The sequence below is a fragment of the Actinoallomurus sp. NBC_01490 genome (genome assembly GCF_036227085.1).
In the GTDB taxonomy this organism is placed as follows: Bacteria; Actinomycetota; Actinomycetes; order Streptosporangiales; family Streptosporangiaceae; genus Actinoallomurus; species Actinoallomurus oryzae.
The window spans coordinates 8,877,168-8,900,301 of record NZ_CP109433.1 but is presented as its reverse complement, the minus strand read 5'-3'; the positions used below and the strand labels follow the sequence as shown (position 1 = coordinate 8,900,301).

At 73.2% G+C, this 23,134-nt stretch carries 25 protein-coding genes; 9 read left to right on the top strand and 16 right to left on the bottom strand.

Annotated features, from left to right (window positions below; genetic code table 11):
* The 3 genes from OG417_RS41040 to OG417_RS41030 are packed head-to-tail and all read right to left on the bottom strand — an operon-like array spanning position 1 to position 2,692.
* A complete protein-coding gene (locus OG417_RS41040) occupies positions 1 to 864 on the bottom strand; it encodes a hypothetical protein (RefSeq protein ID WP_329240790.1) in 864 nt (287 codons plus the stop codon).
* Between the two features lie 20 nt (positions 865 to 884).
* Positions 885 to 1,490: a response regulator transcription factor gene (locus OG417_RS41035; RefSeq protein ID WP_329240787.1), complete on the bottom strand. Its 606-nt coding sequence runs from the start codon at positions 1,488 to 1,490 to the stop codon at positions 885 to 887.
* Positions 1,487 to 2,692: a sensor histidine kinase gene (locus OG417_RS41030; protein ID WP_329240784.1), complete on the bottom strand. Its 1,206-nt coding sequence runs from the start codon at positions 2,690 to 2,692 to the stop codon at positions 1,487 to 1,489. The genes OG417_RS41035 and OG417_RS41030 overlap by 4 nt, the downstream gene beginning before the upstream one ends.
* A 126-nt stretch (positions 2,693 to 2,818) precedes the next feature.
* On the opposite strand from OG417_RS41030, the gene OG417_RS41025 reads away from it, so the two are divergent.
* The 5 genes from OG417_RS41025 (at position 2,819) to OG417_RS41005 (ending at position 8,911) form a co-directional block, all read left to right on the top strand.
* Positions 2,819 to 3,526, top strand: a complete 708-nt coding sequence (locus tag OG417_RS41025) for a sugar isomerase domain-containing protein (protein ID WP_329240781.1) — start codon at positions 2,819 to 2,821, stop codon at positions 3,524 to 3,526.
* Between the two features lie 38 nt (positions 3,527 to 3,564).
* Positions 3,565 to 4,197, top strand: a complete 633-nt coding sequence (locus OG417_RS41020) for an endonuclease (RefSeq protein ID WP_329240778.1) — start codon at positions 3,565 to 3,567, stop codon at positions 4,195 to 4,197.
* A gap of 279 nt (positions 4,198 to 4,476) precedes the next feature.
* On the top strand, positions 4,477 to 6,858 hold the full coding sequence (locus tag OG417_RS41015) for an AAA family ATPase (protein WP_329240775.1): 2,382 nt from the start codon (positions 4,477 to 4,479) through the stop codon (positions 6,856 to 6,858).
* A gap of 248 nt (positions 6,859 to 7,106) precedes the next feature.
* A complete protein-coding gene (locus OG417_RS41010) occupies positions 7,107 to 8,168 on the top strand; it encodes a DNA glycosylase AlkZ-like family protein (protein WP_329240772.1) in 1,062 nt (353 codons plus the stop codon).
* A 134-nt stretch (positions 8,169 to 8,302) separates the two neighbouring features.
* A complete protein-coding gene (locus OG417_RS41005) occupies positions 8,303 to 8,911 on the top strand; it encodes a hypothetical protein (protein WP_329240769.1) in 609 nt (202 codons plus the stop codon).
* Positions 8,912 to 8,944: 33 nt separating this feature from the next.
* On the opposite strand, the gene OG417_RS41000 is transcribed toward OG417_RS41005, so the two are convergent.
* Together OG417_RS41000 and OG417_RS40995 are read right to left on the bottom strand one after the other, a co-directional pair.
* Entirely contained in the window at positions 8,945 to 9,622 is a 678-nt protein-coding gene (locus OG417_RS41000) for an ADP-ribosylglycohydrolase family protein (protein ID WP_329240764.1), read from the bottom strand.
* A gap of 44 nt (positions 9,623 to 9,666) precedes the next feature.
* Positions 9,667 to 10,080 (bottom strand): ester cyclase, encoded by a 414-nt coding sequence (locus tag OG417_RS40995; RefSeq protein ID WP_329240761.1) that lies wholly within the window; start codon positions 10,078 to 10,080, stop codon positions 9,667 to 9,669.
* A 94-nt stretch (positions 10,081 to 10,174) separates the two neighbouring features.
* On the opposite strand from OG417_RS40995, the gene OG417_RS40990 reads away from it, so the two are divergent.
* Positions 10,175 to 10,750, top strand: a complete 576-nt coding sequence (locus tag OG417_RS40990; RefSeq protein ID WP_329240758.1) for a TetR/AcrR family transcriptional regulator — start codon at positions 10,175 to 10,177, stop codon at positions 10,748 to 10,750.
* 3 nt (positions 10,751 to 10,753) lie between these two features.
* Here OG417_RS40990 and OG417_RS40985 read toward each other — a convergent pair whose 3' ends face one another.
* A complete protein-coding gene (locus OG417_RS40985; RefSeq protein ID WP_329240756.1) occupies positions 10,754 to 11,716 on the bottom strand; it encodes an NAD(P)H-dependent flavin oxidoreductase in 963 nt (320 codons plus the stop codon).
* A 142-nt stretch (positions 11,717 to 11,858) separates the two neighbouring features.
* Here OG417_RS40985 and OG417_RS40980 point away from each other — a divergent pair, with 142 nt between their 5' ends.
* Positions 11,859 to 12,455, top strand: coding sequence for an antibiotic biosynthesis monooxygenase (locus OG417_RS40980; RefSeq protein WP_329240753.1), 597 nt, complete (start codon positions 11,859 to 11,861; stop codon positions 12,453 to 12,455).
* Positions 12,456 to 12,501: 46 nt separating this feature from the next.
* Here the strand turns inward: OG417_RS40980 and OG417_RS40975 are convergent, their stop codons facing one another.
* Positions 12,502 to 13,725: a glycosyltransferase gene (locus tag OG417_RS40975; protein ID WP_329240750.1), complete on the bottom strand. Its 1,224-nt coding sequence runs from the start codon at positions 13,723 to 13,725 to the stop codon at positions 12,502 to 12,504.
* Positions 13,726 to 14,174: 449 nt separating this feature from the next.
* Here OG417_RS40975 and OG417_RS40970 point away from each other — a divergent pair, with 449 nt between their 5' ends.
* A complete protein-coding gene (locus OG417_RS40970; RefSeq protein WP_329240747.1) occupies positions 14,175 to 14,438 on the top strand; it encodes a BON domain-containing protein in 264 nt (87 codons plus the stop codon).
* A 9-nt stretch (positions 14,439 to 14,447) separates the two neighbouring features.
* Here OG417_RS40970 and OG417_RS40965 read toward each other — a convergent pair whose 3' ends face one another.
* From OG417_RS40965 to OG417_RS40925, 9 genes are all read right to left on the bottom strand, one after another.
* On the bottom strand, positions 14,448 to 15,281 hold the full coding sequence (locus OG417_RS40965) for a biotin-dependent carboxyltransferase family protein (RefSeq protein ID WP_329240744.1): 834 nt from the start codon (positions 15,279 to 15,281) through the stop codon (positions 14,448 to 14,450).
* Complete coding sequence (gene pxpB / locus OG417_RS40960) at positions 15,278 to 15,898, bottom strand: 5-oxoprolinase subunit PxpB (protein WP_329240741.1); 621 nt, start codon at positions 15,896 to 15,898, stop codon at positions 15,278 to 15,280. Before pxpB ends, OG417_RS40965 begins: the two co-directional genes overlap by 4 nt.
* Entirely contained in the window at positions 15,895 to 16,638 is a 744-nt protein-coding gene (locus OG417_RS40955; protein WP_329240739.1) for a LamB/YcsF family protein, read from the bottom strand. The genes pxpB and OG417_RS40955 overlap by 4 nt, the downstream gene beginning before the upstream one ends.
* Positions 16,635 to 17,429, bottom strand: a complete 795-nt coding sequence (locus tag OG417_RS40950; RefSeq protein ID WP_329240735.1) for a putative hydro-lyase — start codon at positions 17,427 to 17,429, stop codon at positions 16,635 to 16,637. Before OG417_RS40950 ends, OG417_RS40955 begins: the two co-directional genes overlap by 4 nt.
* A gap of 124 nt (positions 17,430 to 17,553) precedes the next feature.
* The gene (locus tag OG417_RS40945; protein ID WP_329240733.1) at positions 17,554 to 18,330 is read right to left on the bottom strand and encodes a thioesterase family protein; all 777 of its coding nucleotides are present in this window, start codon (positions 18,328 to 18,330) and stop codon (positions 17,554 to 17,556) included.
* A gap of 135 nt (positions 18,331 to 18,465) precedes the next feature.
* The gene (locus tag OG417_RS40940; protein WP_329240730.1) at positions 18,466 to 19,956 is read right to left on the bottom strand and encodes a hypothetical protein; all 1,491 of its coding nucleotides are present in this window, start codon (positions 19,954 to 19,956) and stop codon (positions 18,466 to 18,468) included.
* A gap of 183 nt (positions 19,957 to 20,139) precedes the next feature.
* Complete coding sequence (locus OG417_RS40935; protein WP_329240728.1) at positions 20,140 to 20,391, bottom strand: hypothetical protein; 252 nt, start codon at positions 20,389 to 20,391, stop codon at positions 20,140 to 20,142.
* 75 nt (positions 20,392 to 20,466) lie between these two features.
* Positions 20,467 to 21,102 carry a cytochrome b/b6 domain-containing protein gene (locus OG417_RS40930; RefSeq protein WP_329240725.1) on the bottom strand — a complete coding sequence of 212 codons (636 nt, stop codon included), beginning with the start codon at positions 21,100 to 21,102 and terminating at the stop codon, positions 20,467 to 20,469.
* Entirely contained in the window at positions 21,099 to 21,788 is a 690-nt protein-coding gene (locus OG417_RS40925; protein ID WP_329240722.1) for a molybdopterin-dependent oxidoreductase, read from the bottom strand. The genes OG417_RS40930 and OG417_RS40925 overlap by 4 nt, the downstream gene beginning before the upstream one ends.
* A gap of 158 nt (positions 21,789 to 21,946) precedes the next feature.
* Between OG417_RS40925 and OG417_RS40920 the strand changes: the two genes are divergently transcribed.
* Positions 21,947 to 23,062 (top strand): MFS transporter, encoded by a 1,116-nt coding sequence (locus tag OG417_RS40920; protein WP_442875786.1) that lies wholly within the window; start codon positions 21,947 to 21,949, stop codon positions 23,060 to 23,062.
* Positions 23,063 to 23,134: the final 72 nt, after the last annotated feature.

Genomic DNA, 23,134 nt, shown 5'->3' with positions numbered 1-23,134 from the left:
TCATCGCCGGTGGTACCAGGTGGCCGCCTCCCAGTCCCTCCGGTCGCGTTCGTACGTCTTCTCGGCGGCGAGCAGGTCGGTCGCGCCGGTGAAGCGGAGGAAGTCCGGGTCGAGGCAGTTGTCCCAGTGGTCGGCACTGCGGTGGTGCCAGTCCGGGGTCGTCTCGTAGTAACGCTCCATGACCTGGAACGAGGCCCGGTGCACGAGCCGGCCCCGCCAGCGATACTCGATCAGCGAGGCGGCCGACTCACCGCCGGTGAGAGCCGCGAGCCAGGGCGGATCGATGGCCGTCGTCTCCTCGTCGCCGATGGTCGGGGTGGTCGGCGTGGACAGCGGCAGGGCGTCCGGGTCCGGGTCCTGCAGGTCCGTCGTGGGCGTGGCGCAGGGCCCGACGTCGGCGGAACGGTCGTTGCCGGTGCGGTAGCTGCCGGCGACCTCCAGCCGCCAGGAACCGTCGGGACGCCGCTGCCACGGTGCCTCCGGCGGCGTCGGCGGTCGCCCGTCGACGGTGGTCACGCGGACCTCGTCGAAGCCGTACCGGCAGAACCGGCGCGGTCCGTCGTTGACGTTCTCCTGCCAGATCACATCCTGGTCGCCGCCCTCGTTGAAGTGGCGCCCCCAGATCGTGCTGTAGCGCCAGTAGCCAACGTGGTTCTCGCAGAAGTCCACGATGTCGGGACTTTTCCCCGAGCCGTACTGGATCTCGGCGTAGCTCCCCTCAGGCCCGCACCGGATGTGGACCGGCACCCAGTACGAGCCGTCGGGGCCGAGTAGCGTCCAGGCGATCCACTGCGCCTCGACCTCATGGATGCGACGGCCGGGCTGCGCGTAGACCCGGATGAAGTCCGTGAAGATGTTCGACACCAGCCGATTGTCCCGGGCGGTCAGAGCCAGCCGTTGTGACGCGCGGTGCGTACGGCCTCGATGCGGTTGCGTGCGCCGGTCTTGCCGATCGCCGCGGACAGGTAGTTGCGGACCGTGCTCTCCGACAGGTGCAGGCGCCCGGCGATGTCGGCGATGGTGGAACCGTCGACCGCGGCGGTCAGCACGTCGCGCTCACGGGCGGTGAGCGGGTTCGGGCCCGCGCTCAGCGCGGCCGTGGCCAGCTCCGGGTCGACCACCCGCTCGCCCGCGAGCACCCGGCGGATCGCGCGGGCGAGGTCCTCCACCGGACCGTCCTTGACGAGGAAGCCGCTCGCGCCCGCCTCCATCGCGCGGCGCAGGTAGCCGGGGCGGCCGAACGTCGTGACGATGAGGATCTTGCAGTCGGGCAGCTCGGCGTGCAGGTCGGCGGCGGCGTCCAGGCCGCTGCGGCCGGGCATCTCGATGTCGAGGACGGCGACGTCGGGGCGGACCTCGCGTGCGGTGGGCACGATCCGGTCGCCGGTGGAGACCTGGCCGACGACCTCGAAGTCCTCCTCCAGGCCGAGCAGCAGCGCCAGCGCGCCGCGCATCATGCCCTGGTCCTCGGCCAGCAGTACCTTGATCAAGAAATGTCTCCCTTCACCGGGAGCGTATTCAACGGCACCGTCACCGTGAGCACGTACCCGCCCAGCTCATCGGGGCCGGCGTGGAGCCGTCCGCCGGCGCCGCCGACGCGTTCGGTGAGCCCGCGCAGGCCGTTGCCCGGGACCGCGGATCCGCCGCGACCGTCGTCGCGGATCGACAGCACGGCCGTACCCGCACCGCGGCGCACCGAGATCTCGCAGGTGGCGGCGCCGCTGTGGCGGATGACGTTGGTGACGCCCTCGCGCACCGCCCAGCCGAGCAGCGAGCCGGTCTCCTCCGGGAGCGGCGTGCCCTCCTGGCGGACGGTCGGCTCGATGCCCGCGTCCCGCAGTGCCGTACGCGCCCCGTCGATCTCGGCGGCGAGCCCACGGCCGCGGTAGCCGCTCACGGCGAGGCGCACCTGCCGCAGAGCGTCCCGGCCGATCGTCTCGATGTCGGCCGCCTGGTCCGCCGCCAGGCCGGGGTCGCGCGGGATCAGCTTGCGCACCGCCTGCGCCTTGATCACCATCACCGACAGCGTGTGGCCGAGCAGGTCGTGCAGGTCGCGGGCGAACCGGAGCCGTTCTTCGGACACGGCCGTCCGGGCCAGCTCCTCGCGGGTCTCGCGGAGCTCGCGGATCGCGCCGAACAGCAGCAGGATGATCGAGACGATGAAGCCGGAGATCAGCGTGCTGTACCAGACGGTGAAGGCGTCGCCGGGCGACGCGCCTCTGAGCCAGGCGGCAACGCCGGCCGTCACCGACAGCGTGCCCACGGCGATCACCGGCCACGGCCGCCCCGCCCACGGCACCACCACGCCACAGGCCATCGCGACCAGCGCGAACAGCATGTGCATGCCGTGCCCGAACCAGCCGCTCAGCACGAAGGCGTCCACGGTCAGCGCCGCGAGCAGGCCCATCGCCAGCCGATCGCCCTGCCCGCGGCGGAAGCCGAACCAGATCGCCGCGAGGACCAGCACGACGAACAGGCCCAGCAGCGGCGCCGAGGCCCAGACCGGCCGCGCCCGCCCGTGCACGACCTCCGACACGGCACCGATCCCGATCAGCAGCCACGGATAGATCCCGAACGGGCCGGGCCCGTCGTCGATCCGCCCGGCGACACCCGCGCCGCGGTGGGCCGTTCGCTCATCCCCGCACGCCGCGTCGTCCTCCCGCGCGTCCGGCGCCCCGTCACTGTCGGTCACGGGCACACCCTACGGGCGCGGCGAACCTGCCGGACATGGCCGTCGATCCACTCTTCGGCGGGACAAATGTCCTGGATGAGGTCGCGTCCTGGATGAGGCCGGCGCGGCCTGGTAAACCGATCCCCCATGAACTGGATGCACGAACACCTCGACCGCGTCGAGCGGCACAACGCCGACGCACTCGACCAGGCGGCCGAGATCCTCCTGTCCGCGGTGACCGGCGGCGGCCTCGTCTACGTCGGCGGGTCCGGCCACTCGCTCGCGATGGTGCTGGAGGGCTTCTTCCGCGCCGGCGGCCTGGCCTGCGTTCATCCGCTGTACGCGCCGGAGATCTCACCGCTGCACGGCGCGTGGCCGGCGACCGAGGCCGAACGCCGTTCCGGCCTGGCCGCGCCGATCATGGAGGCGGCGGCGCCCCGGGCCGGCGACGTCGTGGTGATCTTCTCCAACAGCGGTGCGAACCCCTACCCGGTCGAGCTGGCCCGCGCGGCCCGCTCGTACGACCTGCCGGTGATCGCGTTCGTGTCCGGCCCGTCGATGGCGGCGGCGCCCGCCCGCGCCGGCGTGAAGCTCGGCGAGGTCGCCGATCTGATCATCGACACGCTCGTCCCGCCCGGCGACGCGTCCTACCCGGCCGGGGCGCCGCGTACGGCGGCCCTGTCGTCGCTGGCCTGCGTGTACCTGTGGAACCTGCTGCTGGCGCGGATGGCCGACCGCGCCGAGCTTCCGCTGTGGGCGAGCGCCAACGTTCCCGGCGGCGACGAGCGCAACGCCGACCTGCTGGAGCGATACTCCGTCCGCGTGCCCGCACTAAGACGGTCCTTCACGGGGTAAGGAAATGCGTACCTGCCCGCCATAAGTGGAGGTGGCCCATGGACAAGACGACCAAGACGTTGCTCTCCGAAGCGGGCCATACCTATGCGGAGGACGCCGGAATCACGCTCAAGGACCAGCCGGCGGCCCTTTTCAAGCTCCTGGTTCTGACGAATCTGCTCAGCACCCGCATCAACGCGGACATCGCGGTCGCGGCGGCGCACGAGCTGTTCGAGGCCGGCGGCGGGACGCCGCGCGGCCTGGCGAAGCTCGGCTGGCAGGAGCGCGTCGACGCGCTGGGCCGCGCGCACTATGTGCGCTACGACGAGAGCACCTCCACCCGGCTCGGCGACATGGCCGAGAAGGTGATGGAGGACTACGGCGGTGACCTGCGCCGGCTGCCGCAGAAGGTCGGGCGGGACGCCGAGCGGGCCCGGGAGGCCCTCCAGGAGTTCCCCGGAATCGGCCCGGTCGGAGCCGAGATCTTCTGCCGCGAGGCGCAGGCGGTCTGGCCGTGGCTGCGCCCGTCCTTCGACGCGCTCGCGCTCAAGGGCGCCGACCGCCTCGGCCTGCCGACCGACCCCAAACGCCTCGCCGAGCTCGTCAGCGACCGCGAACTCGCTCGCCTCGCGTCCGCGCTGGTCCGGGTCGCCAAGGACAAGAAACTGGCCGACCGGCTGGTCGGAGCCTAGCCGGCACGGGACCCCTCGCGAAGCCCCGCTGTCATACTGAGCGGTGCCCGGGCGACGCCGCTTCGCCGGGAGCCGGCCGCACCGGGCCGGCTCCCTTCTCCGCCTCACGGCGCGCCGCCCGGACACCACTCGCTACGGACGGGGACTACCGGGCGGGCCCTGAATCCCGCCCATTGTCGCCGGACGGTAACCGTCTTGATTGGGGCACGCCAGACAATAGGTTCTGCCATTACATGGTGAATCTGCGCTATACACGTCTGCAGGCGTGAGGGGAGGGCGATGCGACCGTTCGGCAGATCCCGATCGCACCCGCAGATCGCGCGCGATGTGTTCGAACGCGCACGCTGGCGTTATTTCCAGATCCAGGCGGGTGTGCGGCGGCTGACGTTTCTGGTGCTCGTCGTCGGCGCCGCGGCGGTCGCCGTCGTCACCGGATGGCCACTGCTGACGACGGTCGTCTTCGCGGCCACGATCCTGCTCGTCATCGACTTCACCCTACGCTCGCCCAGCGGCATGGCGACCGCGTTCATCGTGATCTGCTGGCTGGCCGCCGTCCTCCCGGTCAGCCGCCTCTACCCGCCGGGCGGCCACGAGGCGGTCTTCCTGGCCGCCCTCGCGCTCCCGGTCGCCTTCTTCGCCCACCGCATCCGCGCGTACGCCCCATGGCGAACGGCCCTGGCCGCCTTGACGCTGGCCGGGATCGTGGCCGCCGCCCTCGCGCATCCCTTCCCCGCCCTGAACGCCGCCCCGGCGTGGGCGACCGCGCTGGTCGTGCTGTGCCACCGCTGGTGGCAGGCCCGCCGCATCGTGCCGGCCGAGGCGTACGACACCGGCTGGGCGCAGGAGGACTACCAGGAGCCGGACGAATACCCCCCTCCGGCGCACGGGCGCGCCGTCGAGGAGGTCCCCCAGATCTCGGTGAACGAGGCGCTCGCCGAGCTGGAGGGCATGATCGGCCTGGAGCCGGTGAAGCGGCAGGTCCGCGCCATCGCGGCGTCGATCGAGGCGGCGCGGATGCGCGCGGAGGCCGGCTTCGCCGCCGAGAAGCCGATGCGGCACTTCGTGTTCGTCGGCCCGTCGGGCACCGGCAAGACCACCGTCGCCCGCGTCGTCGCCAAGATCTTCTATGCCTTCGCGCTGCTGCCGACGCCCGAGGTCGTCGAGGCACAGCGCGCCGACCTCGTCGGCGAGTACCTGGGCGCCACCGCCATCAAGACCAACGACCTGGTGGACCGTGCCCTCGGCGGCGTGCTGTTCATCGACGAGGCGTACGGCCTGGTCAACGCCACCGACGGGCAGCCCGACCGGTTCGGCAACGAGGCCGTGCAGACGCTGCTGAAGCGGGCCGAGGACGACCGCGAGAACATCGTGATCATCCTGGCCGGCTACGAGGACGAGATGGACGCGTTCCTGTCCTCCAACCCCGGCCTGGCATCCCGGTTCGGCACGCGGGTGAGCTTTCCGCGGTACGAACCGTCCGAGCTCCTCCAGATCGCCGAATACCACGCCGCGCTGCGCGGCGACCGGCTCGGCCCGGACGCGGCGCCCACGCTCTGGGCGCGCTTCGAGGAGGTCAGCCGGCGCGGCATCGTCGACGAGCTGGGCAACGGCCGCTTCGTCCGCTCCCTGATCGAGGGGGCGGCGCGCGCCCGCGACGTGCGGATCGTCGGAGGGGGCTGGCGGCACGGGGCCCGGAGCGCCGCGGAGACCCCCGAGCCGACGCCCGAGGAGCTCGTCACGATCGGAGCGGCCGACATCGAACTCGCGTTCGCCGAGGTGACCGAGCGCTACCGCGGCTACGCCGAGACGCCGACGCTGGAGGAGGCGCTCGCCGGACTCGACGCGATGATCGGCCTCGAACCGGTGAAACGGCAGGTGCACGCCATCACGGCCCAGCTGCGCGTGGCGCAGCTCCGGCAGGAGCAGGGCCTGGCCACCCATCCGCCGATGCGGCACTTCGTCTTCGCCGGGCCGCCCGGCACCGGCAAGACCACGGTCGCCCGCGTGCTCGGCCGCATCTTCGCGGCGCTGGGCCTGCTCGCCCGGCCCGAGGTGGTCGAGGCGCAGCGTGCCGACCTGGTGGGGGAGCACCTGGGCTCGACGGCGCTGAAGACCAACAAGGTGATCGACTCGGCGCTGGGCGGCGTGCTGTTCATCGACGAGGCGTACTCCCTGGTCAACCCCGGCTACGCCGGAGGCGACGCGTTCGGTGCCGAAGCCGTGCAGACGCTGCTGAAGCGCGCCGAGGACGACCGCGACCGGCTGGTCGTCATCCTGGCCGGTTACGACGCCGACATGGACCGGTTCCTGCGCTCCAACCCCGGCCTCGCCTCGCGGTTCTCCGAGCGGGTCGCGTTCCCCTCCTACACGCCCGACGAGCTGCTGGAGATCGCGGTGAGCCTGGCGGCCTCGGCCGGCGACTCGTGGGAGGAGACCGCGCTCGACGACCTCGCCGGCGTCTTCCAGCGGGTACGCGGGCAGGGCCGCATCGACGAGCTGGGCAACGGCCGCTTCGTGCGCTCGCTGTACGAGAAGGCGTGCGGGTTCCGCGACCTGCGGATCGCCTCCCTCGGCTCAGCGGCCACGACCGCCGACCTCACCACGCTGACCGGCGAGGACGTCCGCTCGGCGTACGCCGAGTTCGCCCAGCGCCGCGCCTGACGGAGCGGGTCGGCGAACGTCGCCGGCGTGGTCCGCCGCCCACTGGGCGTAGGTGCGTCCGGGACCGCCGGTGACCTCCTCGACGATCGCCGAGACCTCGGCCGGTGTGCCGTCGCGAGCAGCCCACAGGCGCACGGGCGCGGTCTGCGTGTCCGGATAGGGGACGCTCTCGGTGCGGATCGGCGTCCGCGGGCCCGCCGCCGTGCCCGTGGCCGCGTTGTGTCGGCGGCGGTCCCTAGAGTGCCCGCGTGGAGACGGTGACGTGGGCGCAGGTGCTGACCTGGCGGATGCGGCGGCATTTCCTCGACCCGGTCGCGGGCGGCGGACCGGTCGAGGTGACCCGCCGGCTGGCCGGAGTCCAGGCACAGGTGGCCTCGGCCGCCGAACTGACCGTCGCGCTGCGGCAGGCCGACCCGGAGCCGGGCGCCGTCTCCGCCGCCCTCGCCGGCCGCACGCTCGTCAAGACCTGGGCGATGCGCGGCACCCTCCACCTGCTGCCCGCCGACGAGGCCGCCGCCTACCTGGAGCTGTCCTCCGCGCACCGCAACTGGGAGAGGGCGAGCTGGCAGCGGTCGTTCGGCGCGACACCGGCCGACCTGGAGGCGATCGCGGCCGCCGCCGCCGAGGCGCTCGCGGGCGACGCCGTGCTCACCCGCGAGGAGCTGACCGCCGAGATCGTCGGGCGCACCGGCTCCACGCACCTGGCCGAGCTGCTCGGTTCCGGCTGGGGCACGCTGCTCAAACCGCTCGCCTGGTGGGGCGTCCTCTGCTTCGGCCCGCCGAAGGGCAACCGCGTGACGTTCACCTCGGCGCGGTGGCTGCCCAAGGTCGCCGACCCCGCCAGCACGGTCCTGCGCGCCTTCCTCGGCGCGTACGGCCCGACCACACCCGAGCTGTTCGACAAGGTCTGGCTCAGCCGGGGCACCACGCGCAGGCCCGTGGTACGAAGCTGGTTCGCCGCGCTGGAGGGCGAGCTGACCGAGGTCGACGTGGAGGGCGAGCGCCGCGTCATGCTCGCCGCGCACGCCGAGGAGCTGCTCGCCATCGAGCCGGGCGAGACCGTGCGCCTGCTGGGCGCGTTCGACGCCTACGTCCTCGGCAGCGGCACGACGGCGCCCGAGATCGTGCCGCGCGGGCGGCGCACCGAGGTGAGCCGGGCGGGCGGCTGGATCTCCCCGGTCGTGCTGCACGGCGGCCGCGTGGCGGGAGTCTGGGGCGACGGCGGGGTGACGCTGTGGGAGGACGTGCCCGCGGCGGCGGTGAATGCTGAGATGTCCCGTCATGCGGCGCTGAGGGTGCTCCTGGGGTGAAAGGCGACTTCTTCCGGTGGAAGAGGTGTTCGTCCGACTACCGTGCGGTCGGCGCGGGTAGAGAACGCTCTACCGGTTCCCGCGTTCCGGTGCCTGGCCGGACCGGGCCCGGAAGACGACCAAGGAGTGGTGAGGTGCTGCACGCCTTCGTGTACAACGACACAGCGATCCTGGTCCGGCACTGGTTCGAGGTGAGCCTCAAGGACAGCCATCTCGAACACGGTGTACGGCTGGAGCTGCGGCTGCGTGAGCCGCAGCCGCTTCGCGGCAGCGAGTCGGCGGCGCAGCGGATCGTCATCGACCGGCCGGTCTGGCGTGCCGACCTGTTCGACCGCATCGACGGCACGCCGGGGGCGTTCGAGGCCGCGCACTTCCACCCTCGCTTCGACGGCGTGGAGCCGTGCGAGCGCAACTGGGCCGACGTGATCAAGTCCACGCCGTGGGACTGGCTGCACGAACAGCTGTCCGACATCGGGGCCGTCGCCGAGCGGGCGGGCATGCCGCCGGCGGACGTGGCCGCCGACGTCGAACAGGTCCGCGCCGACGCGCCGGAGATCGTCGCGGTGGCGCAGAGCCGCGCGGCGACCCACTGCGACTCGGCACGCCGGTGCTACGCCTGGACCCAGGACGCCGCGCCGCTCGTCCACCTCATGCTCAGCGAGCTGCGCCGGCCCGACCTGCTCGACCGCGAGCGGGCCGCGCCATGGCTGGAGACACGTCCGCAGGAGACCACCGCCTCGTAACCCGCCACCGCCTCGTAACCCGCCTCGATCCGCTCATCCCGGCTCGCGGGTGGCGGGGGAGAGCCAGCCGGGCAGCGGCTCACGGGCGTCGCGCCAGGCGCGTGGCACGCCCTCCGCGCCGACGTGGGCGGCCACGATGCCGCCCGTGATGGCGGCGGTCGTGTCGATGTCGCCGCCGACGGCGACGCAGTCGCGTACGGCTCGCTCATAGTCGCCGAGGTGGCGCGCGGCGATCCGGACGCAGAAGGGCACGGTGTCCCGCGCGAGCACGCGGGCACCGTTGCCGAGTTCGTACGCGACCTCCTCGCGCGTGCGGTCCAGCAGGCCGGCGCACACCGTCGTGGACCCGGCCCGGCGGCGTGTGGGCGAGGACCGCGTCGACCAGCCCGGAGTGCCGCCGCTCGCGGCGCAGAAGGCGGCGACCGCGACGGCACCGGCGACCCCCTCGGGGTGCGCGTGCGTCACGACGGCGGAGGCGGTGGCCTCCAGCGCGGCGCGCTCCAGGTCGCCGGGGTGGTAAGCACCGAGCGGCGCGACGCGCATCGCCGCGCCGTTGCCCATCGATCCGCGCCCGCCGAACTGCGCGGTCGTGGCGGACCGCCAGGGCTCCCCATCGCGCAGCGCGCGCAGGAGGACCATGGTGCCGGGCCCGTAACCGCGGTAGGGGTCGTGGCGCTCGGCGAACGCCGCCGCGAGCGCGTCGCGCTCCACCTGCCCGCGCTCACGATGTTCTCGCTCCGCTCGCCCATCCGGGGTCAGGTGTCCTGGCCGAGCTGGTGGCGGATCGCGTCGGAGTCGCGCAGGGCCCAGTGCTCGACGATGCGGCCGCTCCGTACGCGGACCATGTCCATGCCGAGGACCTCATAGCGCCGTCCGGAGGCCGTGTGCGTGCCGCGGGTGGTGTAGCGGTTGACCGAGGTGTCGCCGGCCACGACGTTCTGCTCGATCGTCACCGAGACGTCGTGGAACGGGCCGCCCTCGCCGAAGCTCTCCCACTTGCGCCGCCAGGCGCCGATGCCGTGGTGGTCGCCGGAGGACCCGCCGCGGTGGTCGATCACGTCCGGGTCGATCAGCGCGAGCGCCTCGTCGAGCCGTCCGGCGAGCACCTCGCCGTACATCGTGACCACGCGCCGGTGGACCTCGCCCGGTCCCGGGGTGACATCCGTCATCGTCGTTCTCCTTGTCGCGAATAAGCGGGGAACTCCCCGTTTCGAAACTCACGATAAATTAACCGGGGAGTGCCCCGGTTAGCAAGGGAGGGGAATGCCGCCGCGTGAGCCCGCCAAGCCGCAGGGCCGGCCGCGCCGGGCCGACGCCCGGCGCAACCACGACCTGCTGCTGGCCGCTGCCAAGGAGGTCTTCGCCGAACGGGGTGCCGGCGCGCCCCTGGACGACGTCGCGCGCCGGGCCGGGGTGGGCAACGCCACGATGTACCGCCACTTCCCGACGCGTCAGGAACTCCTCATCGCCGTCTACTCCGACGAGGTGACGGAGCTGTGCGCGCGGGGCGAGGCGCTGCTCGCGGCGGAGCCGCCGGGCGACGCGCTGTTCACCTGGCTGGAGGCGTTCGTGGCGCACGTCGCGACCAAGCGGGAGCTGGCGCTGGCCCTCACCGACGACCGCGCCGGCCGACGCTCGGAGCTGTTCGACGGCTGGCACGAGTCGATGCGCGCGATCGCCGAGGCCCTGCTGGACCGGGCGCGGAGGTCGGGGGCGGTTCACCCCGGCGTGGACGCGGCCGACCTGCTGGCGCTGGCCAACGGCATCGCCCTGACCGGCACGGGAGACTCCCGGACCCGCCGCCTGCTGGACCTGGTGCGCCGGGGCGCGACCGGGTAGCGATCAGCGCCTTCCGGCCCGGGCCAGTGCGTGTTCGGCCTGGGTGGCCAGGGTGGTCACGAGGTCGGCCGCGGAGGGCAGGTCGGTGATGAGGTCGACGGCCTCGCTCGCCCAGACCGGCAGCGGAGGGACGGCGCCACGTGCCACGTCGTCGTCGTACTCCTGCCGCGCGGAGGCGTCGGCGGCGAGTTCGTCCTCCCGGCCGCGCCATCGGTCGAGGTGGGGATGGCCGAGGGTCCGGGCGGTGTACTTCGAGGGCCACCGGGAGCCGCGGACGATGTCCAGCACGCTGCTGCGCTCGGTGTCCTCCCCGCCGCTCTCGACGATCGCCTTGGTGATCGAGGGATCGGCCAGTGCCTCGGCGGTGGCCTGGAAGCGGGTGCCGATGAGCGCCCCGGCCGCGCCCAGAGCCAGCGCCGCCGCCACGCCGCGGCCGTCGGCGATCCCGCCGGCCGCCAGCACCGGCACCGGCGCCGCCAGATCCACCACGACCGGCACGAACGGCAGCGTCGACCGCCCGCGCCGGGCTCCGTGCCCACCGCCCTCGGTGCCCTGGGCCACGATGACGTCGGCGCCCAGGTCCACGGCCTGCCGGGCCTCCTCCAGGTCGGTGACCTGGAGGACCAGCACGGCTCCCGACCGGCGGATGAGCTCCGCGAACGGGCTCGGGTCGCCGAAGGACAGCATCACCGCCCGCGGGCCGTGCTCCAGCGCCAGCTCGATCGCCCCGGCGTCGACCGCCCAGGTCTGGAACCCCACGCCCCACGGTGCGTCCGTGCCCTCGGCCACGATCGGCAGCTCGCGTTCCAGCCAGGCCCGAGCCCCATTGCCCGCGCCGAGCAGCCCGAGACCGCCGCCGCGCGAGACCGCCGCCGCCAGCACACCGCCGGCCGACCCGCCCATCGGGGCCAGCGCGATCGGATGCCGCACCCCGAACAACTCCGTGAACGCCGTCGACAACGCCATGCCCCCATCATCCGCCCCGAAGCCGGCGGACGGCACGTACATCGCCGCTACGGATCCAGCTCGCCGGGGCCGCGGCATGCTCGGCGACGTGCGCTGACCTGCGCGCTGTTTCGACGCCGCCTGAGCGGTGAGATCCACCCGGATGAACGGTTCCGAGCAGGACGTCCACCCTGCCACCGTCGTGTTCACCTGGGACGTCACCCCGGGCCGCGAGGCGGAGTTCGAGACGTGGGCGCACGGCGTCAACGACACCGCGGCGGACTTCCCCGGCCATCGCGGGGCGACCTGGCTGCGCGCCGAGGGGTCGCGGCACCGCTACTACACGGTCCTGAACTTCCTCGACGAGGAGCATCTGGAGACGTGGCTGAACTCCGACGAGCGCGACGAGTGGCTGGAGCGCCTGGACGGCATCGCGAGGGAGCACCGCCACCACACCACGGGCCTCGAGACGTGGTTCAGCCTCCCGGGCGAGGCGGTGCCTCCGCCCGCACGCACGAAGATGGTGCTGGTCACTCTCCTCGCGGTGTATCCGCTCAGCCTCCTCTTCCAGGGGCTCCTCGCCCCGTGGACGCAGAGCTGGCCGCTGCCGCTCCGTGCCGCGCTGTTCCCCCTCGTCGTCGTGCCCGCGCTCACGTACGCGTTCATGCCGGGGCTGAGCCGGGTGTTCCGCGGATGGCTGTACCCGGCGCACCGGACGCACCGTCCCGCGCGGCGCACGGACCGGCACGAGGCCGGATAGGCCCGGCGCCGGTGCTCCCCGCCTCGGTTGACGGCGGGCTGGGGGTTCACGAGCGTGCGTCGCCGGTCGTGACCATGGCGTCCGCCCGGCCGTCGATCACGCGGTTGTAGACCGCCTCCGTCTCGGCGGCGATCCGGCTCCAGGAGTACCGCTCGCGCGCCCGCACGGCGGCCGCGGCGGCGAGCGACGGGCCCAGGCGGGGATCGGTCAGCAGCCGCCGCAGCCGCCCGGCCAGCGCGCTGGGCACCAGCGGCGGAACGTACAGGCCGGTCACCCCGTCGACGACCGTGTCCAGGTGACCGCCGACGGAGGAGACGACCACCGGCACGCCGCACGCCATGGCCTCGATCGCCGTGATCCCGAACGGCTCGTACCAGGGCACGGACACGACGACGTCGGCGGAGCGGATCAGCGCCGGCATGTCCTCGTGCCGGACCGCGCCGGTGAACAGCACCCGGTCGGCGACGCCCCGCGCCAGCGCCAGGCGCCGCAGGCGCAGCGCCTCGGGGTCGCGTCCGAGGTCGGCGTGGCGGGGACCGCCGGCCACGACCAGCTCCGCGTCCGGCACGTGGCACAGCGCCTCGATGACGGTGTCCACCCCCTTGCGGGGCACGAGGCGACCGGCCGTGAGCAGGCGTGGCCGGTCCCCGCGCGGCGCGACCGGCCCGTCGGGGCGGAAGTGGCCGACGTCGACCCCGCACGGCACCAGGTGGACCGCACCGGGTGGGACGCCGTACGACTCCAGCTCCCGCACCTCGTCGGCGCACGTGGCGATCACCGCCGCGGCGTCCCGGCCCACCTGGGCCTCGACGCGGAGCCGCTGGGGCGGGCTGGTGTCGGCGTCCCGCTGGTAGCGGCGCTTGACGCTGCCGAGCGCGTGGAACGTCTGCACCACCGGGAGCTCCAGGTCCCGTCCTCCGCCCAGCGCCGCGAGCCCGCTCATCCAGAAGTGCGCGTGCACGACGTCCGGCCGGTCCGTGCCCCATCGCCCCGCCAGCCGCTCGGCGAACTCGGCCATGTACGGCAGGAGCTCGTCCCGGGCGACCGGCCGCGCGGGTCCGGCCCGGACGTGTTCCACGGTGACGCCGGGCGTGTAGCCGACCGAGTCCGGCAGCGCGACGTCGTCGCGCCGGGTGTGCACCGTGACCTCGTGACCGCGCCGCGCCAGCGCGGTGGCGAGGGCGCCCACGTGGACGTTCTGCCCGCCGGCGTCGACGCCGCCGGGCGTCGCGAGCGGGCTGGCGTGCTCGGAGACCATGTCGATTCTCAAATGTGCTCCTTTACGCGGTGGCCTATGGGTAAGAGCCTTGCCACAACGACAATGTCGCCAAACTCGCCACAGATTGGGCAAAATCGGATATTCCTGCGGTCGCTCGTGCCGGGTGCGATCCGCCGTGCGCCGCCTCAACCCCATGTCGCACCGCCGGACGGTGCTCAAACATCATCAGGCCGCTGAGCTGCGACGATGGGCGCCCTGATTGCCGTAACAATTGGGCAATTATTACTATTCTCGCGGCGAGGAATTAACGCGTGGGAAACGCAGGCGAGGGTCGCGGTCCTCCGCCGCGGGGGCGGACGTGTTTGCCGGGCCGCCGCCCGGGAACAGACGGCGAGGTCGGTCCCGCGTGAAAGTTGCACTGCCTTTCTCGGACCCGAGCGCGGAACCGGCCCGGTTGTGCCATCGTGCGGGAGACGACGAGCCACGGGAAGGGAGCGCGCATGGCCACCGACAACGCTTCGCATCCTCTCGCGGTTCGCATCAGGGACCGGCTCGCCTCCGACGCCCGTACGGTCGAGTTCGGCATCGACGTCGTCGTCCGTGACGATGTGATCGTCCTGCGGGGTCAGGTGGCCACCGCGCGGCGGAGGGCGCTGATCGAGGCGGTCGCCCGCGAGTCCGCGGCCGGCCTGCGCATCGCCAACGACGTCGCCGTCGTCGAGCTGTCGCAGCAGGAGCGGCGCACGGACGGCGCCTCGTGGTGACCGCGCCGGTCACCCCCTGATGAGCCGGAACCGCACGCGCTGGCCGGGCCGCAGCTGGGCCGCGCGCGGGACGTCGTCCGCGGCCAGCACGGCCGCCACGGGGTAACCCCCGGTCGTCGGATGGTCGGCGAGGAAGATGATCGGCAGTCCGTTCGGCGGCACCTGCAGGGAGCCGGTGACCATGCCCTCGCTCGGCAGCTCGCCCTCCCGGCGCCTGGCCAGCGCGGGCCCCGCCAGCCGCACGCCGACGCGGTTGCTCTGCGCCGTCACCTCGTACGCCGCGCGGGTCAGCGGCGCGAGCGTCTCGAACCAGTCGTCGCGCGGCCCGGGGACGATCCGCAGCACCGGTTCTTCGGCCGGCTCGGCCACGGGCGCGACGTCCACGACGATCGGGCCCGTCGCGCGGCCGAGGGCCAGCCGGTCGCCGGCGGACAGCGGCGGCGGGCCGAGCCCCGACAGCACGTCGGTGGAGCGGCTGCCGAGCACCGACTCCGCCTCGACGCCGCCGCGGACCGCGACGTACGTGCGCACCCCCGAGGACGGCGTGCCGAACTCCACGACCGTGCCGGCCGGAACGTGGAACGGCGCGTTCATCGTCCCCGGCCGTACGGGCAGCGGCGCGCCGGTGACCGCCACCCACGCCCCGGCGTCGAACCGCAGCGCGGCGCCCCCGAAGGTCAGCTCCAGCCCGGCCGCCCCCTCGTCGTTGCCGACCAGGCGGTTGGCCAGGCGCAGGCCGGGCCGGTCCGCCGCGCCCGAGTGCGGCACGCCCAGGTGCCCGTACCCCGGGCGGCCCAGATCCTGGACGGTGGCGAGCGGCCCGGGCCGCACGATCTCGATCATGGGCGGGGCTCCGTGGCGTCGGCAGTGCCCACCTCGAAGCGGACCCGGGTGCCGGGCTGGAGCAGCGAGGGCGGCTCGCGGTCGGGGTCCCACAGCCGCAGCGTCGTACGGCCGAGCAGCCGCCACCCGCCGGGCGAGGAGGAGGGATAGATCGCGCCGTACGGTCCGGCGATCGCGACCGACCCGGCCGGGACCGCGGTGCGCGGGGAGTCGCGGCGCGGCACGTGCAGCCTCTCGTCCAGCCCGGTCAGATAGCCGAACCCGGGGGAGAAGCCCAGGTACGCCACGACGTACTCGGCCGCCGCGTGCCGCTCGATCACCTGCGCGCGGGTCAGGCCGGTGAGAGAGGCGACCTCCTCCAGGTCCGCGCCGTCGTAGACGACCGGTACGCGCAGCTCGCCGCCCGCCGTACTCGTCTCCGGTAGCGGCAGCCCGCCCAGGAGCTTGCCGAGCGGCCCGAGGTCGGTGCCCGGCGCGGTCGTCACCAGGACGGTGCCGGCGCCCGGGACGACGTCGACGATCTCGGCCCGGCCGAGCGCGCGGACGGCGGCGTGCAGCCGGTGCGGCGCCTCGGTCTCGATCAGCAGGGCGGCGTCGCCCGCCCGGAGCACCCTCACGCGAACGGCTCCAGCTGAACGCCGGCGCGCTCCATCGTCGTCCGGACGGCCCTGGCCAGCCCGACCGCGCCCGGCGTGTCACCGTGCACGCACATGGACCGCGCGTCCACCCGTACCTCCGAGCCGTCGATCGCCTCGACCGCGCCGTCGACGGCCATCCGTACGGCGCGGGCCGCGACCCGGCTCTCGTCCTCGATCACCGCGCCGGGCTCGCGCCGCGACACCAGGGTGCCGTCGGGGTTGTAGGCGCGGTCGGCGAAGCACTCGTCGACCACCGTGACGCCCTCCACCCGGTGCAGCGCCGAACCGGGCAGCGTCAGCAGCGGCAGCGACGGGTCGTAAGCGAGGACCGCCGCGGCCACGGCCTCCGCCTGCGCGCGATCGCGCACGAGGCGGTTGTACAGCGCGCCGTGCGGCTTGACGTACCGGACCCGTCCGCCCTCGGCGCGCGCGATGCCGTCGAGCGCGGCGATCTGGTAGAGCACCTCGGCGGTCAGCTCCTCCGGCGCGACGTCCATCTCCCGGCGGCCGAACCCCGCCAGGTCGCGGTAGGACACCTGTGCGCCGATCGCCACGCCCCGCTCCACCGCCGCGGCACACGTGCGCCGCATGATCAGGGGATCGCCCGCGTGAAAGCCGCAGGCGACGTTCGCGCTCGTGACGATGGACAGCAGGGCGAGGTCGTCGCCGAGCCGCCACGGCCCGAACCCCTCACCCAGATCCGCGTTCAAGTCGATCATTGCGCCAGGTTCTCATCCGAACGGTCCGTGATGAGCATCCTGCCGGGCGAATGTGTGATCACGAAGGGAACCTCCGACGCCATGACGACGGCCTGCGGGGTCACGCCGCAGGCCCAGAACATCGGGACGTCGCCGTCCGTGAACTCCACGGCATCGCCGAAGTCGGGCCGGTCGAGCGACGCGATGCCCAGCTCCGCGGGGTCGCCCGCGTGCACGGGCGCGCCATGCGCCAGGGGATGACCCGCGGTGACCTCCGTGGCCGTGGCGACGAGGCCGGCGGGCACCGGCCGCATCGAGACGACGAGCGGCCCGGCCAGGCGCCCGGCCGGCCGGCACCGCCGGGACGTGACGTACATCGGCACGTTGCGGCCCTGCTCGACGTGGCGCAGGGGCACACCGGCCGTGGCGAGCGCCGTCTCGAACGTGAAGCTACAGCCGATCAGCAGCGCGACCAGGTCGTCGCGCCAGTAGTCGGTGGCGTCCGCGACCTCGGCGACGAGCCGCCCGTGCTCGTACACCCGGTACGCCGGCAGGTCGGTGCGCAGGTCCGCGGTGGCGATCTCGCGGACGTGGGGATCACCGGGATCGGTGACCTCCAGGAGCGGGCACGGCCCGGGGTTGCGCAGGGCGAACAGCAGCGCGTCGAAGGCCAGGTCACGCGGCACGGCGAGCAGGTTCGCCTGGACGTACCCCCGGCACCAGCCGCTCGTGGTCGCGGGCACCTCGCCGGTGCGGAAGACCTCGCGCGCCTGGGAGGGGGTGAGGATGCCGGGTTGCTCGAGAGCGGTCATGCAACAGTCATGCCCGCTCCAAGCGCGGACAGCCCGCCCCCGGGCGCCGAATCGACCGTGAGGCGGGCGGTGGTGACTCTTCGGAGGACCGAGCCGGCCCTCCGCCGTGCTCCGCGCCGGACGGTCAGTCGCGCCGGTCGACGAAGAGCGTCTGTGCCACGCTGCCGAAGTCGCCCCGCTCGTCGTACAGCCGCGTCCGGCACAGGCCGCTCCCGGCCGGGCCGATCGTCGTGGCGGCGTCGAGGCAGGTCCACTCGCCGGCCTGGGGCCGCAGCAGGTGCAGGGTGAAGTCGACGTTGGAGAACGTGTACGCCGCGAAGCTCAGCTCGGAGCTGATGCCGCTGGCGGTGTCGGCGACCCCGGCGACCCGCTGCAGAGGCGTGGGCTCCTCGTCCGGCAGCACCGGGACCGCGAGCCGGGTCCACAGCACGGCCGGGCCGTTGAGCAGGACGCCGCCCTCGGCGAACCGCCACTCGAGCGCGTGGAAGTACCCGAAGTCGGGCAGCGGCGACTCGGTCAGGGCGGTCTCCGGCAGGGGGAAGCGCGCCGCCGCGGTCTCGGAGGCGATCACCTCGGTGTCGGCGCGCCGCAGGCGCCAGGCGCGTGCGTACGCGACCGGGCGGCCGTCGGCGACCATCTCCGCGGCGACGGACTGCACCCGCCGCCCGGGCCGTACGACCTCGGTGTGCACGGCGACCTCACCGACCGGGATCGGCCCGAGGATGTCGATCGCGAGCTGGGAGACGGTCAGGTCGGGCTGCGGGTCGGTGCGCTCCAGCTCGCGCGTGAGGAGCGCCGCCGGTGGGCTGCCGTGCTGGTGCCGCGGATCCCACGGCCCCTGGGTCAGCTCGGTCGCCTGGAAGCGACCGTCACCGAGCGGACGGTAGAGGCTGTCGGCCATACGGGTCCCTTCAGCACGAGCCGGACGCCCGAACGGGGATGAACGGGCACGTCACGTCTCTACCACGATTCGCGCCGAATCGGGGATCCCCCGTGACGGCCGGCCGGCCGGCGGGCGAGGGTGCCGCGCGCCGGGTCAGACCTCGTCGCGCAGGCTGCGCAGGGCGGACCGCAGCGCACGCGGGTCGTCGCCGACCTCGTCGACGATGAGCATGAGGCGATGAAGGATGTCGTGGCGGTCGTGGCCCTTGTCGAGCAGGTACTCGGCGATCGTCCACAGCTGGGGCGGGTCGCCGTCCCACAGCCGCCGCGCCAGGCGCAGGTGCGCCTCGATGTGCGCCCGGTCCGGGTCGGGATGCTCGAACTCCAGCAGCTGATAGCGGTCGTGGTCGTCGGCCGGGTCGAGCCGGGTGAGGTCGATCTCGGCGTTGCCCGCGGTCAGGAACGGGAAGGCGAACGCCCGGCGGGCGAGGGCCTCCAGGTCGCCGTCGGGCAGCAGCCGCTCGACGAGCTCGCGGTCGAGGCCGAACGTCGTCGGGTCGCGGTAGGCCTCGGCGAATTTGCCGGTGATGTCCCAGACCTTGTCGAGGGTCTGGCGGACGCCCTCCTCGTGGAGGCGAGTGCGCCGGCTCGCCCAGCGCACCCATGCGGCCAGCACATGCGGCATGGCGTCCTGTTCGCCCGGGGACAGCATGACCTTGCGCGGCAGGTAGTGGAGCAAGAACGTCTCGCACTTGATAGGGCTGACCCGTAGCGGACGGCCGAAGTCGTGATCGCAGCCGTAGTCGATGATCCGGTCGACGCAGCGGCTCGCGGCCGAGCGGTCCGACAGCCCCTCGGCCTCGTCGGAGGCGAGGAACTGCGCCGCCATGGTCGCGCGCCGGTCGCGGCTGTGCACCGGCGGGGCGGGCCGCCGCCCGCCGGGCGGCAGCGCGCGGATGCGGGCGCGTACGAACGCGTGGTAGGAGCCGAAGGTGTCCTTGACCGGTGGTTCGTCGGTGTCGTCGGTGACCGCGAGCGCCTTCTCCAGCATCGCGCGGGCGCGGCTGGCCGGGAGCGGCTCGAAGATCATCAGGGGGCTGTCCTCGGCCTCCTTGCGGCAGTAGCCGAGCAGCTTCTCCACCTGTGAGGACACCCACGCGTCGACCACCATGCCGCGCTCGTTGTGGTCGATGACGACCACGAGGGCGTGGTGCTCCTCACCGCCGTAGGTGTAGGTGCAGACGATCGAGTCCTGATCGCCGTAGATGTCGCGGGAGACGTAGCAGTCGTCGGGCACGACCATGCCGACGCGCCCCGCCCAGCCCGGCCGCGCGACCCCCGCCTCCATGAGCGGGAGCGCGGCGCGCTCGGCCTTGGCCGCCTGCCGCGGCGTGCCCAGGTAGGCGATGCCGGTGAGCAGCGCCAGAGCCGCGGGCGTGCCCGCCTTCGCCGCGTGGTCGACCAGCGCCTCGCCGACGAGCTCCTCGACGTCGTCGTACGCCAGCCGCTTGCCCCACCAGGCGCCGAGCATCTCGCTCACGATGAGCTCGGCGTCGAGGGGGCTGCGTACGGCCAACAGCTCACGCGCGGCGCGGAGCATCTCCTGAAAAACGGCCTCCGGAGGTTGTGCGCGGCGCCGTGTCATGCAACCTCACCACGTGACGGCGGGCGGACGCCGGTCGGTTCGCTCATGAGCCCTCCCAGCGGTGCTCGCGCATCCAGCGGCTCGCGCAGGTCGCTCACCTAGCTACCTTTTCGCAATACGTCCCATGGCGCGGCCGGGGAGCGGCGCCTGAGGGAGGAGTGGTCCGGTGTCCGGCCACTTACCCTACTCGCCCGAAGAAGGTTCGGCTCGTCGTGCGGAGGGTGGTTCGGACTTGACCATGCTCACGAGGTGCTCGCGGGCGAGGAGCTCGACGACCTCCGGGGTGAGGGCCACACCCAGATGCCGGCCGCGCAGGCCGACGTCCGCGACACAGCGTTCGACGGTCTCCCGTGAGAGCCCGGCGAAGTCGCGGCAGAGCCGCCTCACGATCGCCGGTGAGACGTCCAGTCGTGAGATGAGCTGCGTCGATGACATGCGGACACCCTCCCGCCACAGAAGATCCGGGGACGTGCGCGTCGGCTCCGAATCTCGACTCTGGCGTCAGGGGTGTCAAGACTTCCCGGCGACACGATCCCGTCCCTTCCGCTCGTCCAGCCACGCCGGGTGGTGACGCGCCGCCCAGTCCTCCGGAACGTGCCCCAGGAACATGCCGCCGAGCGCGCCGCGATCCCGCAGCGCGTACCAGAGATGACCGATCACGACGACGAGGATCGCGAAGAACAGCCAGTCGTGGACGAACGTCGCGCCGCCGCGGAAGGAGTCGGGCCACGGGTGCGGGAACGTCATGATCGTTCCGGTGCCGAGCATCACCAGGATCGCCCCGCCCGCGAACGCCGCGTTCAGCTTCTGGCCCGCGTTGTACTTGCCGACCGGATGGATGCCGCGCCCGCCGGCGGTGGCGCGGCGGTCGCGTCCCCGCAGCCACGCCCAGTCGCCGGGGGAGAAGCGGTTCAGCCGGCGCAGGTCGTCGCGGAACGCGCGGGACGCCCAGCCCAGCAGCGCCGGCACCGGCAGCGCGAACCCCGCGTAGACGTGGATCGTGCGGACCAGGTGCCGGTGCCCGACCGTCTCGGCGAACGCGGGGATGTACAGCACCGCGGCGGTCACGAGGCAGGCCAGCATCAGCACGGCCGTCGTGTGGTGGATCCAGCGCACCGGGCGTTCGAACCGGTTCACCCGGATCATGAGCTGTACCCGTTCGAGCGGCCCACCCAGGCGTCCACGTCGTAGCCCCGTTCCTCCCAGTAGCCCGGACGCACCTCGCCGACCACCTCGATGCCGCTCAGCCACTTGGTCGACTTGTAGCCGTACATCGGCGCGACGTACATCCGCACCGGGCCGCCGTGGTCGTGGCTGACCGGGCCGCCCAGCATGCCGGTCGCGACGATCACGTCGCGGCGGCGCGCCTGCTCCATCGTGAGGCTCTCGGTGTACGCGCCGTCGAAGGAGGTGAACCGCACGCCCTTCGCGCCGGGCCGTACCCCGACGGCGTCGAGCAGGTCCGGCAGCGCGACGCCCTCCCACGCGACGTTCGGCACGCTCCAGCCCGTGACGCAGTGGAACGTGTCGGTCATCCGCGTCTGCGGTAGCGCGTGCTGGAGATCCGCGAAGCTGTAGGAGCGCGGACGCTCGACCAGGCCGCGGACCCTGAGGTGGTAGTCGGCGGGCGCGATCCGCTTCACCGAGCCGGTCACGGTGTAGAACCGGAACCCGCCGGCGGCCGGCACGATGCCGGAGATCCCCGAGCCGACCGGCCCGAGCGCGCGGTTCACGCCCCGCTGCACCCGCGCGCCCGTCACGACGCCGAGGGCACCGAGACCGACCATGCCGAGGACGACACGACGCCCGACCGGTGATCCTTCGCTGCTCACGTCCTCTATTCGAGCACTCGCCGGGCCGTACGCCCATGGATCGCGAGGTGACGTCAGAAAACCGTCATATTCGTGGTGCGTTCTCCGGACCGGCCCCGTAGGCTGCGATCGTGACATGGCGACATTGATCTTCACCTGAATCCTCGCTCGCGCGCAGGCTGTACGCCTACGCGTTCTTCGAGGACTTCGTCCTTTTCTACCCGGTGTACGCGGTGCTGTTCGCCGACGCCGGGCTGTCCGGGGCGGAGATCTCGTCCCTGTTCATCCTGTGGTCGGTCAGCTCGTTCCTGATCGACGTGCCGTCCGGGATCTGGGCGGACGCCTACTCCCGGCGCCTGCTGCTGACCGTGGCTCCCGGCCTGACCGCCGCCGGCTACGCGCTCTGGACGTTCCTGCCGTCCTACCCGTTCTTCGCGCTCGGCTTCGTGCTGTGGGGCGCGGGTGGAGCCGTACGCTCCGGGGCCCTGCAGGCGCTGGTCTACGACGAGCTCACCCGCCTCGGCCGCTCCGACGCGTACGGGCGGCTCATGGGCCGGTCCCGTGCCATCGCCATGACCGCCGTCATGGCGGCGACGGCCCTGGCGTCCCCGGTGCTGCACGCGGGCGGATACCGGGCCGTCGGCCTCGCGAGCGTGGCCGTCGCCCTGCTGGGCGTGCCCGTGGGCCGCTCCTTCCCCGAGTCGCGCGGCGACGGGGGCGAGGGAGAACGGGAGGAGCGGTACGGCGCGGTGCTCCGCTCGGGCCTCGCCGAACTGCGCGGAGCCCCCGGGATCCGGCGCGGCATGCTCGTCGTCGCGCTGGTGTCCGGAGTGGACGCGCTGGAGGAGTACATCCCGCTGCTGGCGAAGGCGACCGGCGCCGGGGCGGCGAACGTGCCGCTGCTGGTGCTCATCGTCACGGCCGGCATCACGGCCGGAGGCTGGCTGGGCGGCCGGGGCACCGCGTGGGCGGGACCGGTCCTGGCCGTGGCGGCGGCGCTCCTGGCGGTGGGCGCCGGGTCCGGCCGGCCGGTGGGACTGGTGGCGGTCGCGGTGGCGTTCGGCGCCTTCCAGTGGGCGATCGTCGCCGCCGACCTGAGGCTGCAGGAACGCGTCTCCGACGGCGCGCGGGCGACCCTGACCTCGGTGGCGGGCTTCGGCACCGAGGTCGTGGCGGTCCTGACCTTCGCCGGCTACGGGCTGGGCTCCTCCCGGCTCGGTGCCGGGCCGCTGTTCGCCCTGGCGGCCGTGCCGTACGTGTTCGTGGCGATCGTCATGTGGCGGAGCCGGGATTGAGCCATACGCCGGGGCGAGGGCCGCCGGGCGGCCTCTGGAAGGATGATGGGCGAGAACGCGAGTTTCTGGAGG

Coding starts and splice junctions, on each gene's coding strand:
- OG417_RS40995 (WP_329240761.1), bottom strand. CDS start 10,080: ATGACGGATGTCACCCCGGGACCGGGCGAGGTCCACCGGCGCGTGGTC.
- OG417_RS40945 (WP_329240733.1), bottom strand. CDS start 18,330: ATGGCCGACAGCCTCTACCGTCCGCTCGGTGACGGTCGCTTCCAGGCG.
- OG417_RS40935 (WP_329240728.1), bottom strand. CDS start 20,391: ATGTCATCGACGCAGCTCATCTCACGACTGGACGTCTCACCGGCGATC.
- OG417_RS40980 (WP_329240753.1), top strand. CDS start 11,859: ATGAACGGTTCCGAGCAGGACGTCCACCCTGCCACCGTCGTGTTCACC.
- OG417_RS40965 (WP_329240744.1), bottom strand. CDS start 15,281: ATGATCGAGATCGTGCGGCCCGGGCCGCTCGCCACCGTCCAGGATCTG.
- OG417_RS40970 (WP_329240747.1), top strand. CDS start 14,175: ATGGCCACCGACAACGCTTCGCATCCTCTCGCGGTTCGCATCAGGGAC.
- OG417_RS40930 (WP_329240725.1), bottom strand. CDS start 21,102: ATGATCCGGGTGAACCGGTTCGAACGCCCGGTGCGCTGGATCCACCAC.
- OG417_RS40940 (WP_329240730.1), bottom strand. CDS start 19,956: ATGACACGGCGCCGCGCACAACCTCCGGAGGCCGTTTTTCAGGAGATG.
- OG417_RS40990 (WP_329240758.1), top strand. CDS start 10,175: ATGCCGCCGCGTGAGCCCGCCAAGCCGCAGGGCCGGCCGCGCCGGGCC.
- OG417_RS40950 (WP_329240735.1), bottom strand. CDS start 17,429: ATGACCGCTCTCGAGCAACCCGGCATCCTCACCCCCTCCCAGGCGCGC.
- OG417_RS41025 (WP_329240781.1), top strand. CDS start 2,819: ATGAACTGGATGCACGAACACCTCGACCGCGTCGAGCGGCACAACGCC.
- OG417_RS41020 (WP_329240778.1), top strand. CDS start 3,565: ATGGACAAGACGACCAAGACGTTGCTCTCCGAAGCGGGCCATACCTAT.
- OG417_RS40985 (WP_329240756.1), bottom strand. CDS start 11,716: ATGGCGTTGTCGACGGCGTTCACGGAGTTGTTCGGGGTGCGGCATCCG.
- OG417_RS40955 (WP_329240739.1), bottom strand. CDS start 16,638: ATGATCGACTTGAACGCGGATCTGGGTGAGGGGTTCGGGCCGTGGCGG.
- OG417_RS41015 (WP_329240775.1), top strand. CDS start 4,477: ATGCGACCGTTCGGCAGATCCCGATCGCACCCGCAGATCGCGCGCGAT.